Below are 13271 nucleotides of genomic sequence, written 5' to 3' on the forward strand. Positions count from 1 at the left end.
CGCTGCGCGATGTGCAAGCGAACACCCGCGCTGCGCGCGGGTGTTGTGCTCCCGCTCCGCGGGAGCAGAGCGGGACGCTGCGCGTCCCGCTCACTGAGCCTGCTTCGCAGGCTCAGTGACGCTCCGTCCGCTGCGCTCCCGGAGCTGCAGGGGCTGCGCCCCGTGGGGGTCTTCCGCTTTGCTCCAGACCCCCAGGCGGGTCCGCTGCGCTCCCCCGCCTGGGGGTCCTTGCGGCTGCGCCTCCAGGACCTTGGGGCCCGCTGGCGCGGGCCGGGCTGGCTGCGAGGGGCGGGGTGCGCTGGGTTCCTTGCCTCGGGTTGTTTTGATCACTTGTGTTCTTGCGGGCGGGCCTGTGCCTCGAAGTCGCGTCGTACTGCCGCACCTTGGTCTTCGACAAGGCCCGCTTCGTCGGGCAGGTCCAGGACGGTGCCGCAGTGCTCGCAGAGTTTCCCGTCTTCGGCCGGCGTGCCGCATGCCTTGCAGAATCGGTTGCCCTGGTCGTTTCCGGCCTGTGAGGTCATGGCTCTCCTTGGGGATGGGGGACGGTGGTGGGTGGTGAGTACCCGTTACGTTGAGGTTGATTCTCTGCCGAATCATGGTCCCCCTCATTTGATGCAGCATGTATGGTTGGCGAAAGGTGGTGACGCCCCGGGTGGAAGAGGGCAAGTGTGTTGATCTATGAGTATCTTCCGCATGAGCTTGTCCGGCTTGGCGTGGTCTCGAGAGCAGCTGGGCTCGATGGCCGCCGGGTGGCCGCGCAGGTGCGCCTGGCTCAGGGGCGTGTCGGAAGTGCCCGGGTGCTCCCGGCGGAACCGCATCATCTGAGTGAACTGTTCATCGCGGAACTGCGGCGCCTGCAGTGGGAACGGATCGCCTGTCTCATAGAGAAGGAGCGGATGACCGTGTACACGCCTTCCCACGACAGGCGTGCTGTCCGTTATGAACAGCAGCGTCTGCAGCGGCTGGTGGTTGATGTGGCTGCGGCTGAGCGGTCGGGGGGCGCAGCTCCGGAGATCTCTCGGCATCGTGTCTACCGGATCGACGCCCGGCCCGCCGCGGGCTCCCGTCAGGACATGCCCGCTCCCACCGTTCACCTGATGGCCGCATCGCCCGGCGAGGCGGCCGAGCGGGCCTGGGCGGTCCACGGAAGAGACGGTGGCCTCTACCGACGCGGCGGTGGATACCGGATCGCCTCCGTCGAACAAGCACTGCCCGAGCCGGGAGAACTCTTTTGATCCAGCTCCGTGAACACCAGATGGACCAGAAGTCGAGCTTCCGGAAATGGGTCGGATTTCCTGCAAGATCGCCGGTGCCTCCCCAGGGGGCCCGGGGCACGATCGTCTCCGCGACCGGATCGGGGAAGACGATCACCGCCGCCGCATGCGCGCTCGAGTGCTTTCCCGAGGGGCGGATCCTGGTGACCGTGCCGACTCTGGACCTGCTCGTGCAGACCGCCCAGGCGTGGCGGACTGTGGGCCACCGCTCCCCCATGGTCGCGGTCTGCTCGTTGGAGAACGACCCGGTGCTCAACTCGCTCGGAGTGCGCACCACCACCAACCCGATCCAGCTCGCCCTGTGGGCGGGATCCGGGCCGGTCGTCGTGTTCGCCACGTACGCCTCCCTCGTGGACCGCGAGGACAACGACGCACCCGAGGGCCAGGGACGCGTTCGCGGGCCGCTGGAAGCCGCCCTGGCAGGCGGAGAGCGCCTGTACGGGCAGCAGATGACAGGCTTCGACCTCGCCATCATCGACGAAGCCCACTCAACCGCAGGCGATCTTGGCAGGCCGTGGGCGGCGATCCACGACAACCAGCGGATCCCCGCGGATTTCCGGCTCTACCTCACCGCCACTCCCCGCATCCTCGCCTCCCCACGCCCGCAGAGGGGCGCTGACGGTCAGGAGGCGGAGATCGCGAGCATGGCCGACGACCCGGACGGCACGTACGGGTCGTGGCTCGCCGAGCTCGGGCTGTCGGAGGCGATCGAGCGGGAGATCCTCGCCGGGTTCGAGATCGACGTCCTGGAAATCCGCGACCCCTCCCCCGTCGACGGGGAAGCGGAGGAGGCGCGGCGGGGCCGGCGCCTGGCGCTGCTGCAGACCGCTCTTCTGGAGCACGCGGCGGCGTACAACCTGCGTACGGTCATGACGTTCCACCAGAAGGTGGAAGAAGCCGCCGCGTTCGCACAGAAGGTGCCCGAGACGGCAGCCGAGCTATACGTCAACGACGCCACGGGTGACGACCTGGCCGCCGCAGGCCGGCTCCCCGCGTCGTCGATCGATGCGGGGTTCTATGAGCTCGAGGCCTGCCGCCACGTGCCGCCGGACCGGGTGTGGTCGGCATGGCTGTGCGGCGACCACCTTGTGTCCGAGCGGCGCGAGGTCCTGCGCCAGTTCGCAGACGGCATCGACGCGGCCGGCCGCCGGGTCCACCGCGCCTTCCTCGCCAGCTGCCGCGTGCTCGGAGAAGGCGTAGACATCACCGGCGAGCGCGGCGTGGAGGCCGTCTGCTTCGCCGACACCCGCGGCTCCCAGGTCGAGATCGTCCAGAACATCGGCCGCGCACTCCGGCTCAACAAGGACGGCTCCACCAAAGTCGCGCGGATCATCGTGCCCGTGTTCCTGGAGCCGGGCGAGGACCCGACCGACATGGTCGCCTCCGCCTCGTTCCGCCCCCTCGTAGCCGTCCTCCAAGGACTCCGCTCTCACTCGGAACACCTCGTCGAACAGCTCGCCCCCCGCGCACTCACCAGCGGCAAACGCACGGTCCACCTCCAGCGCGACGAAGAAGGACGCATCGTCGGGACCGGCGGCGAAGCGGGCCGGGACCAGGAGCAGGACGACACGGGCACGGCTGCCGAGTCCGCGCTGCTGCACTTCTCCACCCCGAGGGACGCCGCCACGATCGCGGCGTTCCTGCGCACGCGGGTCTACCGGCCCGAGTCCCTGGTCTGGCTGGAGGGCTACCAGGCCCTGCTCCGGTGGCGGAAGGAGAACGAGATCGCCGGCCTCTACGCCGTGCCCTACGACGTCGAGGTCGAGGTCGGCGTCACCAAGGACTTCCCGCTTGGCCGATGGGTCCACCAGCAGAGGAAGGCACTGCGGGCCGGAGAACTCGAGGAACGGCGCAAGACCCTGCTGGACGCCCCGGAAGCCGGAATGGTCTGGGAACCCGGCGAAGAAGCCTGGGAGACCAAACTCGCCGCCCTCCGGTCCTACCAGCGAGCCACCGGGCACCTCGCACCCCGGCAGGACGCCGTCTGGGGCGAAGGCGACGCGATGGTGCCCATCGGGCAACACATCGCCAACCTGCGCCGCAACGGCGGCCTCGGCAAGAACCACGAACGGGCGGAGGCGCGCGCGCAGCAACTGGCCGCCATCGACCCCGACTGGAACTGCCCCTGGCCACTGGACTGGCAACGCCACTACCGCCACCTCGCCGACCTCGCCGCCGACGAACCCCACGGCATCCTCCCGGCCATCGCACCCGGCGTGCTGATGGACGGCGACGACATCGGACGATGGCTGAAGCGGCAGAAGCAGCCAGGCAACTGGAAACTGCTGTCAGCCAAGCAGCAGGAGCGGCTGACGCAGCTGGGCGTGCGGCCCGTCCAGGCGCCGTCTCCCGAGCCGGTGCCCACGCCCGCGACGAAGGGCCCGAGCAAGGCGCAGCAGGCATTCCAGCGCGGCCTGGCAGCCCTCGCCCAGTGGGCGGAACGGGAAGGCGCCTACCGGCCTGTACCCCGCGGCGCCGTCGTGGAGATCACGGTCGACGGCGAGACGGAACCGGTGACCGTGAAACTGGGGGTGTGGGTCTCGAACACCAAAGCGAGACGCGACAAGCTCACCCAGGAACAGCTGGACGCACTGCGGGAACTCGGCATCCAGTGGGCGTAGACAGCAGGTCTGTCGGGTTGCTGAGGTGTGGCGTGTCCTGAGGGACGTGACTGGCGTCTTCAGCGGTTTGTGTTCTCCTCTCGGATCATCCGTCGCAGGCTGGTGCGTGCTGCCGCCAGGTCTGTTTCCAGGCTTCTCACGCGGGCATGGAGTTGGTGGTTGTCGTCGGTGGCCTGCTGGAGGCTGTCTTCGAGTCGTTGGTTGGTCCGGGTGAGTTCGTCGACGCGTGCAGTCAGATGCCTGGTGTCGAGGGCGTCGAGTTGCTGTCCGAGCTGGTGCTGGATGGCCTGCCGCATCCGGTCTCTGTCTTCCCTCAGAGTCCGGATTTCCTGCCTGGCGAGCTCGAGTTCTGTGCGCAGCGCGGCGGCGGTGCTGCGGGTGTGGGCGGGTGAGGGGGTGGTGGGGTGCTGGCGTTGTTGCGCGGCTTCGATGTGCTCGCGGATGCCTTCGGTGTAGGTGAGCCAGGTGGAAACGCCGGCGGTGCGGGCGACCGCGGTGTGAGTGATCTTCTTGCCCTGTTGTTCCAGGGTGGTGAGTGCGGTCAGGGCTCGCTGGCGTTTGTCGAGGCTGGCACGGCGGCGGGCTTGGGCGAGGGTGTGCGGGTTGCCGTGAGGGTTCATGCCGGGTCGGTCCTGGAGACGATGGTGAGCGGTAGGAGGGTGTGGGTGTGGCCGGCGCGGGCTTTGCGCAGGATGGTGCTGGCCTCTTCGATCTCGCGGCGTTCTGTGGCGGGGAGGGCGGCGAGGCGGCGGCGCATGCGGTCGGTGACCTGCTCGTAGGCGGTGATCTGGGCGGTGAAGGCGGTGATGACGAATTCGGCGGCGTCCATGGCCTGGGCTGTTTCGCGGTCGGCGCGCAGTTCGTTGATGTGCTGTTCGATCGCCGGGAGGTAGGAGGGGTCGGGGCGGTAGAAGCCGCAGCCGGCGCACTGGAAGCGGATGGGGCAGGAGCTGCCTGCGGCTTTGACGTTGCTGGGTTCGGTGCATCCGCCGTAGGGGACGGCGACGGAGCGCAGTTCGTAGGCGGTCTCGGAGCTGGGGCTGGGGTGGCCGTTGTTGTCGACGACGTGGGCGGCGAGTTTGGTGACGGCGTCGCGTTTTCGTTTCAGGGAGACGGTGTAGTAGCGCTGGGTGGTGCTGACGGACTTGTGGTCCATCAGTTCGCGCAGGACGTCGAGGGGGGTTCCGGCGTCGGCGTGGCGTTGTGCGTAGGAGTGGCGGAAGGCGTAGGCGTAGGCGTAGGCGTAGATGAGGGTGCGGTCGAAGGGCAGCGGGTTGCCCTGTGTGTCGGTGCCTTCTGCGTGCAGGTGGGGGATGGAGTCGACCCAGTGGCGCAGGGTCTCGCCGAGGTAGCTGGTGTGCAGGTAGGGGCGGGTTGAGAGGTGGGTGAGGGCGGGGAAGAGGTAGTCGGCGCCGGCGGGCGGAAGGCTGGGGTGGAGCTGTTCTCGGCGTTCTTGCCAGGTACGGATGGCCTGAGCGGTGGACGTGGTGATGGGCAGGCGCCTGCGGTGGCGGCGGGCCTTGTGGTTGTTCCAGACCAGACAGATCTGGTCGTTGCGGGTCTCCAGGCAGTCGCGGGGCAGGGAGAGGGCTTCCAGGGGCCGGCGTCCGGTGTCTCTGAGCAGGACGTACAGCGTGCGGTACATCAGCTGCAGGTCGTCGGGGGCGAGGGTGCGCTGGCCGCGGGCCCGCCCGTGGCCGAGGAGGTGGAGGTGGGCGTCGAGCTGGCGGATCACCGGTTCGGGGATCGCCTTGCCGATCTCGTCCTCGTTGGCCTCCTGTTCGGGGATGCGGTGAAGGACGGGGTCGCGGACGAAGGCGGCCGAGAGGGTGTCGGCGGTGCCGGAGCGTCGGCCGTAGTCGATCAGGGCGAAGAAGTGGCTGGCGATGGACATGCGGTAGTTCCAGCCGGCCGGTTCGCCGTCCCGTTTCAGTGCGGTGCGGATCGCGTCGACCACGGCGGTGACGTCGTCGTAGCGAAGCCGTGTGGGGTCGTCGGTTCCCGGGCGCTGCGCCAGGGCCCGGGAGGCGAGCTCGACGCCGCGCAGCGTGCGGGCGAACTCGTCCGCGTCGGGGCGCTGCTGGACGGTCCAGGTGCGCAGCAGGGCGCGCAGCCACGGCTGCCGGATGGTGCGCAGATCAACGGTCTTGGGCTGCCGGATACCGGCCGGGGTACGGGAGCGCTGGCCGAGTGCGCGCAGGTCCAGGACGTCGTCCTGTGCCGGAGCGGTGCCGGTGTACTGCGCATGGCCCGCCCGGACCGCCGTACGCACGCGGCCGAGCATCCGCAGGACCGCGACGGTGGAGCGCGGGCACATCTGCTGGTCCGTGATGTCGCCGATGAGCGTGGTGGCCGCGGCGAGGTCCCGCACCATGCGGCGGACCTGCGGGGGTTCGAAGATCCGCAGCCACGGGTCCACCTGCTGCAGACCGTAGAGGACCTCCCAGCGCAGGGGTTCGGGCAGGGGCAGGAGGCTGAACTGGTGCGGCGCGAGATAGGGCGGCTGTTGAGCCGCCCACGGCACAACGGCCGCGTCCGGATGGATGCGTCGGTGCTCACGGAAACGCTTGGCGTGATGCCGGCACAGGCCCCGGCCGTACAGGCCCGGCAGCGGGCAGGCGGGAGCCGGACAGGCAGGGGTATCGGTGTAGGGGACGGCGGTGTCCTCCCAGCGGCCGGCGGTCTTGCGGGCGGTGTGGGTTTTCCACTGGGTGTAGTGCGTGGCGCACAGTTCTTTGCAGTGGCGGGGGCGGACACAGCGCTGCTCGTTCTTCGTGAAGCGGCACTGCTCCGGGACACCGCCGAAAGGGACCCGGTTGCGCACCGGCACGAAGGTCCGCGCGAACTCCGCGTCGGGCAGCGGCGACTTCTTCTGCTCCTCCTTGCAGAAGGGGCAGAAGATGTTGGCCGGTGAGACCACGGTGTCGCACGCGGCTGTACGGCACGGCGATACCGAGCTGCGTGGTTCCTCTACGTTCCCGGTGAACAGCCAGCAGTCCGGCCGCCACTCGCTCGGCCGCCAGTCGGGATCGACATGGGTTTGCAGCCACGCTGCCCATCCCCGGTCGGCGAGATCTCCCGCGTTGTCGGTGCGTGGTGCGGGCAGCCGCGAGAGTGCGGACGAGATGCTCATGGGCGCTCCGTCAGGGAGCCGACACGTTCGACCGCTGCGCGTGCCTCGGCGTCGTCGACGTGCCGGTAGTGCTCCATCGACCACGGCGAGGCGTGGCCCAGGAGGCGCTGCACCACATCGCGGTCGACGCCGTCACGCAGCCAGCGGGTCGCCGCCGAGTGACGCAGCATGTGCGGACGGCACGCCTGCCCCACAGCGCGGGCCAGCCGGTCGAACATCTCCTTGGCATTCGGGTACGACATCGCCCGGCCCAGCGGCGGGCGGAACAGGTTCACGAACACCATCTCCGACTCCGCCGCCTCGGCCACATCGTCGCGTTCGTACTGGTAGTCGGTGTAGAGGGCGACCAGTTCGGCGGTGACCGGGACGAAGCGGTGACGGCGCGACTTCGCCAGGGCGTGGTTGGGGTTGTCCATGCGGCGGCGGACATGCACGTGCGGGCCCTGGACGCCGCAGCCCACCACGCGGGAGGAGGCCAGCAGGTGCATGTCGCCGCGGTGCAGCCCGAGCGCCTCACCGATCCGCAGCCCCGTACACGCCAGCAGCGCGATCAGGAAACGGTCCCGGGCACTCGGCGCCCCGGCGATCATCCGGCGGATCTGCTCGTCGCTGAGGTCCTCATAGCCCGGCTCGGTGACCCTGAAGCGGAACGCGGCCGCCTCGACCCGGCGCCGCCGGCCCGATTCGCCGGTATCGAAGCCGGGCGGGGTGAAGCGCAGCAACTTCGGCTGCGACAGCAACGCCGTCGTGGCGGCCGGCACCCAGCCGCGCACAGCGGCGAACCGCAGGAACTCCCCCACCACCGTCAGCACGGCGTTCGCCGTGCCCTGCGACCGGTAGCGGACCGGCCCGGGCCGCACTTGGCCGGCGCGGGGCGTGAGAGGCGTCTCGATCAGCCACCGCTGCAGCCCGGCCAGATCCAGAAAGCCGGGAGTCCTCCAGTCCAGCCGCCGCACCCGGCAGTAGTTCAGGTACAGAGCGACCCGTCCGGCATAGGCGCGCTCCGTGTTCGGCGAACACCCCCGCGCCCGCAACGACGCCAGGAACGCCACCGCCTCGATGTGCAGGTCGAACGAGCCGGCGTCGACCACCACCCACCGCACCACACCGGTCACCGGAGAAACAGCACGCTCCGCCACAAAGTCGGCATCCACGTGACAAACACAACCACCGCCCACAGCGGCGCGTACCGCACTCCACCCAGCACCATCCCCGCAGGCGACAACCAGAACAAACATCCCCCACCGCTGGCTCGCCCCGAGATAACTCTCGGCGGGCCAGGACCAGGGCTCAGTGGGGTCAGCGCTCGTTTTCCAAAGCAGCGGTCAACCCATAGGCACCTGCCTGCGAGAGCCTGTCGATGACGTCCAGGCAACGGATCCGTTCGGCCTGCCGGCTTTGCCGATAGAGGCGGAGGACTGCCGAGACCAGGTGGTGGCCGTCCGCCGCACGATGGGTTCTGAGGTCGCCGAGCTCCCTGCCCGCGTGCTGAACGATGCGCTCGCAGGCATCAATAGCGACATTGGGAAGGGGGCCAGCGTGGTCGTAGAGAGCGAAGGCCAGATGTTCGAGGTGGTCGGGGAAGGCCTTGCCGTCGAGGAACGCTCTGACGAGTTCTTCGGCTTGTGCAGGAAACAGGTCGAATACCTGCCGCATGCCCTGGGAGGCGTTCTTTCGCACGTCGGCGTCATCGTCGTTGAACAGCGGGAGAAGGTGCGGGTAGTGGTCGATGTTGTCGGCGAAGACCGATGCAGCCCCACGGCGGGCGAGGGCGTTGAGTTCATCCGTGCTGTTCGGAAGGTCCGGGGTGAGACATCCCTGGATGGTGGCAACAGCCCAGGACTGGCCGGCGAGTTCGGCCATATCGCCCCTCCCTTGGAGGGCTCGAGCGAGGTGGGCAGCGAAACGTGACGGTTCACGGACCAGGGTGTTGATGAGCAGCCGTTGAGTGGTGGAGGCGTTGTAGACGTTGGCGTCCTGGTGGTTCAGGAGTTGTTCAGCGGTGTCTAGCGCAATCTGAGGGTCATGCTTCATCAAGGCCAGCACGGCCTGAGCGGCGCAGACTCGGACAGCGAGCACTGGGTCGTTGGCGAGGCGGGTGACCAGGAGCGTCAAGGCGTGCAGATGCTCACTGCCGTGGAAGAGCAGGGCGGCAACGGTGAGCGCCGCCTGGCCGCGGGTGGCATTCATGCCGGCGGTCAGCAGATCCGTTCGAGTTCCGTGGGTGCCGGCATCGCGGACGTCCTCCTCGGGTTGGGGGTCCGTGGTGTAGCCGTCGAGGGCCGGGAGCAGAGCAGGAGTGAAGTTCTGCGGGGTCGCCTGCAGGGCGCGGCAGATCGTGGACGCTGCCTCGGAGCCGAGCGTCTGGTGGGTGTGGAGGGCCAGTCGTTCCCAGTGGTCGGCATCCAGATGGGGCGTGACCGCCTCCACGATCGCGCAGAGGTAGGCGGCCGGTGAGCCTGGGCTGAGAGTGAGGGCGAAGTCTGTGAAGCGGTCGGGGTGCTGTTGCGCGCGACTGCCCAGTGTCCGGGCGAGCTCGTGGACGCCTCCTCGGAGAGGCCAGAACCGTTCGGGTTGGGGCTGGGCGTACTTGTCCAGGGCACGATGCCATTGGTCGTCGGTCATGTTCCGGGCTGCATGGTCACTGATCGGCGAGCCGACGAACCCAGTCTGAATTGGTGTCGGTGGCGACGGGGCGTGGTCGGGGAACTTGCGGTCCCATTCGGCGAGCCGACGGCGTACCGCTTCACTACGGCGCGAGGGGCAGATCGCCGACAGCAGCTCGTACTGGCTCCGGCCCCAGACGCTGCGCTGCCCCTTCTGCCGTCGGCGCTCCCACGCCGGGTAGTAGCCAAGCAGCACCGCGGTCAAGCAATCCAGCATCTCGTCCGTGCAGTGGGGGGTCGTGGTCTCGATGAGTTCGCGCGAGGCCCAGCGCGCACTGTCCACCCATCCCAGGCGCAGGTTGCGCTCATCGGCCAGGAGCCAGGTGATCGCCTCATCGGGCTGTCCCAGGGCAGTGTGCAGGCGGCAGGCGAGGAAGCGCAGTTCCTGGACTGGTGAGGCGGTCAGTTGCCGCAGGGCATCGGCAGCGGCAGCCGGGGCTTGGCCGGCCAGGGAGCGCAGTGCCGTGTCGAGGGCGGCCAGCAAGGCGGTGTCGACACCGCGGCCGCCCACGAGGCGGTAGGCCCAACGGCCACCGAGGTCGTGGGCGCCGGTGCGGCCCGCGCTGCTAGCGGTGGCCACGTCGATGACGAACGGCAGAACCTGGTCGACGTAGGTTTCCGGCTCGGCCTGCGCGATGCGGGAGAGAACCGTGTCGGCCACCTGTGAGTTCGTGGACAAGTGCTCGGACGCAAAGGGGTCGCCGGATCCGTCGGCGCGCGCACGGGCGAGGTGACGACGCAGATAGGCGCCGACAAGGCGGGCAGCAGGAGCGGGGTGGGTTTCGGACAGGCCGTAGAGGAGCAACCAGAAGTCGCTGTTGACCGCGATCGGCCCCCTAGCCTCATCCGCATACCCTCGGTCGATCAGATCGACGGCAAGGTCGACGAGGTCAGGCGTGAGCGCCCACTCGATCAGCCCCACCAGCCGGCGCCGCCACTGCGGCGTGGTGCCCACGTACGGTCGCACCAGCTCTGCGACACGTTCGGGCCGGTGTCGCGCGACGGCCAGCAGTTCAGGGAACGCAGCATCGGCGGTCTGCGGCGAGCCCAGCCAGCGTTCCCACCTCTGATCGTGGTCAGCGGCGTCGAACCACCGCGGCAGGGCGAGCAGACCGCGTACCTTGCCCGCCACAGGAGCCTGCCCCCAGGCGAGCGGTTCGATGGCCTTCCAGTCAGGCAGAGCCGCGTCGAGCTGCCCGAGGACAGCGATGATCACATCATGCAGGTGCGGGCGGATCCGGTCGGAGCCCAGGAGCCTGGCCACCGCGGTGCGGAAACGCCCGGGGTCCGTGCCGGCGAGGTGCTCGAGGATCTGCCGGGTCTGGGCGCGACGGAACAGGTACTGACCTGAGTTGGCCAGGAAATCGTGGATGTCCTCTCCAGTGGAGATGAAGGACCGGGCGAAGAGGAAATCGAAGTAAGTCTCGTGGAAGAACCCGATCTGTTCCCCGTCGCGCACCAGCACACCGTGCGACTCGAGCACCTTGATGTGCTGGCGGGCGAAACCATCGAGGAGAGCCATAGGTGCCTGGAGGGTTTCGCGTTCGCTCATGGAGGCGCACAGCGTGCCCGTGATACCCCGCCAGTCCAGCGCGGCGACCTGTCGCTCGATCTCCTCGCGCCGTTCATCGGTGTAACGCGCGTACAGCTCCTGCAAGGTCCGGTAGGAAGCGGCCCGTGCGGAGGACGACAGACGGCTGAAGACCGACAGGTGCAACGGAGTCCGCAACAGCTCCAGCGTCACCGGCCCCAAGCCGTCGGGATCCGTCCCGCTGGCGGACAGCACAGCCCGCACCTGTTCCACGTCCAGGACGCTGAGGGGGAACCGGACTGTCCGGGCGCGGTCGGCGACCAGGTCGGACAGCCTCCGGTCATTGTCGATGTCGATGGTGCGGGCCACCAGGAGCACCTTGACGTTCGGGGCGACGACCAGTTGTGCGAGTACATCTTCCACGGCCTCATAGGCATCCGACATCCTGCCGTTGTAGGTGCTGACCGCATCCAGCTGGTCAATCACCAACAGCGCCGGCGCTTCGTCCGCGACCCCGGCCAACAGCACCGCCGGCGAGTCCGGCAGGGTCATCTTGGTACCCAGGTCCTTGGCCGTCTGCACACTCGCGTCGGCGCCGTCCATCCGGACCGCGGCCGCCGGCCATCCCTGCTCGGTCAGCCGGACCAGGACGTCGGTGACGACCGCTGACTTACCCAAGCCAGCGCTGCCCTCGCAGACCACCACCTGCAGGCCGTCCTCAGCCACCAGGCGCTCGTACAGCTGCTCCACATGCGGACGAGCGGCCATCCCGAACGCGGGCTTGTCCCGTCGCACGCGCCGCACAAAGCGATCGACCGTCCCGGCCAGGGCCGTGAGCGTCCCGGTGTCACCCGCCAGCAGACGTGGGCGCACCCCCGGCACGGTTAGAAGATGGCTGCGGATCTGGGAGCCGGTGAGGCGCTGGTGCAGGTGCTCGTCGAGATAGCCGCTCAGCTGCCTGACGATCACTTCCGGGTCCCCGACAAACAGCAGCTCATACTCGGAGACCACCAGGCGGCGCAGTGCCTCTGGTGGGATGTGCTCCACGTGCACGGCCTGCAGATACCGCCAGCCGACCTCCCGGTCGACCGGCATCCCGTTGTCAGACCAGTTCTCGAGTACCTGTACGAACTGGAGAAGCTGGGCCTTGGTAATGATCCCCTCGAACTCGGCGAGCGTTTCCGCGGCACGGGCCCGCTGAGAAAGATCATGCAGTTCAGGAGCCCCCGTGGACAGCACGAGGCGCACCTTCTTGCCCTCTGCGAGATGCCCCGTGACCGCCTTGAGGATCTTCCCCGCAGCGTCCAGGGTCCACGCCCCCTTCGAGGGAACGTCCTTCACCTGCTCGCACCACGTGCCGTCGTCCGCCTCGAGCTCGAACTCGATCCCGGCGCCCGCCGGCCCCGGGGGCTCCAGGCGGATCCGTGACGCCCGCCCCCTCAGCAACTCCGCCACCCTCAGCGCGGTCCACCAGTCCTCGTACCGGTTACCCGCCTTGTCCGCAGCCCCACCCGCCAGCCCCACCCAGCTCCACTCCCCCAGGACATCCCATCGGTTCTCACCCTCTCGGGAACCGCGCCACGCGACCCTACTCCCACCAACCGACAACCACGCAGACCGTCACAAAATGACCAGACCATGATCGTCTACGACCGCAGACTCCACCACACCAAACGCGCCTACTGGACAGCCCTCCCTGAGATATAGGGCCTGCGCTCGCATGATGAGCGCCTGGTCGAGCAGCTCGCCTCCCGCGCCCTCACCAGCGGCAAGCGCAAGGTCCACCTCCAGCGCGATGAGGACGGGCGGATCGTCGGGGCCAGCGGAGAGGGCGATAGCGAGGACCAGGAGCAGGACGACACCGACGCCGCCGCCGAGTCCGCCCTGCTTCACTTCTCCTCTCCCCGCGACGCGGCGACCATCGCGGCTTTCCTGCGCACCCGGGTCTACCGGCCGGAATCGCTGGTGTGGCTGGAGGGCTACCAGGCTCTGCTCCGCTGGCGGGCGGAGAACGAGATCACCGGCGTCTACGCCGTGCCCTACGAC

At 68.7% G+C, this 13271-nt stretch carries 7 protein-coding genes and 1 pseudogene; 3 read left to right on the forward strand and 5 right to left on the reverse strand.

What is annotated here, in order from left to right; genetic code table 11:
* Nucleotides 1-326 precede the first annotated feature (326 nt).
* Complete coding sequence (locus AQJ64_RS47520; protein WP_079062331.1) at nucleotides 327-521, reverse strand: double zinc ribbon domain-containing protein; 195 nt, start codon at nucleotides 519-521, stop codon at nucleotides 327-329.
* A gap of 147 nt (nucleotides 522-668) precedes the next feature.
* Between AQJ64_RS47520 and AQJ64_RS44465 the strand changes: the two genes are divergently transcribed.
* Complete coding sequence (locus AQJ64_RS44465; protein ID WP_055636882.1) at nucleotides 669-1235, forward strand: hypothetical protein; 567 nt, start codon at nucleotides 669-671, stop codon at nucleotides 1233-1235.
* Complete coding sequence (locus AQJ64_RS44470) at nucleotides 1232-3895, forward strand: DEAD/DEAH box helicase (protein WP_276206703.1); 2664 nt, start codon at nucleotides 1232-1234, stop codon at nucleotides 3893-3895. Before AQJ64_RS44465 ends, AQJ64_RS44470 begins: the two co-directional genes overlap by 4 nt.
* 59 nt (nucleotides 3896-3954) lie before the next feature.
* Here the strand turns inward: AQJ64_RS44470 and AQJ64_RS44475 are convergent, their stop codons facing one another.
* The 4 genes from AQJ64_RS44475 to AQJ64_RS51625 form a co-directional block, all read right to left on the reverse strand.
* Nucleotides 3955-4515 (reverse strand): DUF6262 family protein, encoded by a 561-nt coding sequence (locus AQJ64_RS44475; RefSeq protein WP_206189823.1) that lies wholly within the window; start codon nucleotides 4513-4515, stop codon nucleotides 3955-3957.
* Complete coding sequence (locus tag AQJ64_RS44480) at nucleotides 4512-7028, reverse strand: tyrosine-type recombinase/integrase (RefSeq protein WP_240512828.1); 2517 nt, start codon at nucleotides 7026-7028, stop codon at nucleotides 4512-4514. The genes AQJ64_RS44475 and AQJ64_RS44480 overlap by 4 nt, the downstream gene beginning before the upstream one ends.
* Nucleotides 7025-8182 carry a tyrosine-type recombinase/integrase gene (locus AQJ64_RS44485; RefSeq protein WP_240512829.1) on the reverse strand — a complete coding sequence of 386 codons (1158 nt, stop codon included), beginning with the start codon at nucleotides 8180-8182 and terminating at the stop codon, nucleotides 7025-7027. Before AQJ64_RS44485 ends, AQJ64_RS44480 begins: the two co-directional genes overlap by 4 nt.
* A gap of 145 nt (nucleotides 8183-8327) precedes the next feature.
* On the reverse strand, nucleotides 8328-12749 hold the full coding sequence (locus tag AQJ64_RS51625; RefSeq protein WP_240512830.1) for an NACHT domain-containing protein: 4422 nt from the start codon (nucleotides 12747-12749) through the stop codon (nucleotides 8328-8330).
* Nucleotides 12750-12932: 183 nt separating this feature from the next.
* Between AQJ64_RS51625 and AQJ64_RS51630 the strand changes: the two are divergent.
* Nucleotides 12933-13271 (forward strand): annotated as a pseudogene (locus tag AQJ64_RS51630) (DEAD/DEAH box helicase); the annotation flags it as partial.

The sequence above is a fragment of the Streptomyces griseoruber genome, assembly GCF_001514205.1.
Classification (GTDB): Bacteria; Actinomycetota; Actinomycetes; order Streptomycetales; family Streptomycetaceae; genus Streptomyces; species Streptomyces griseoruber.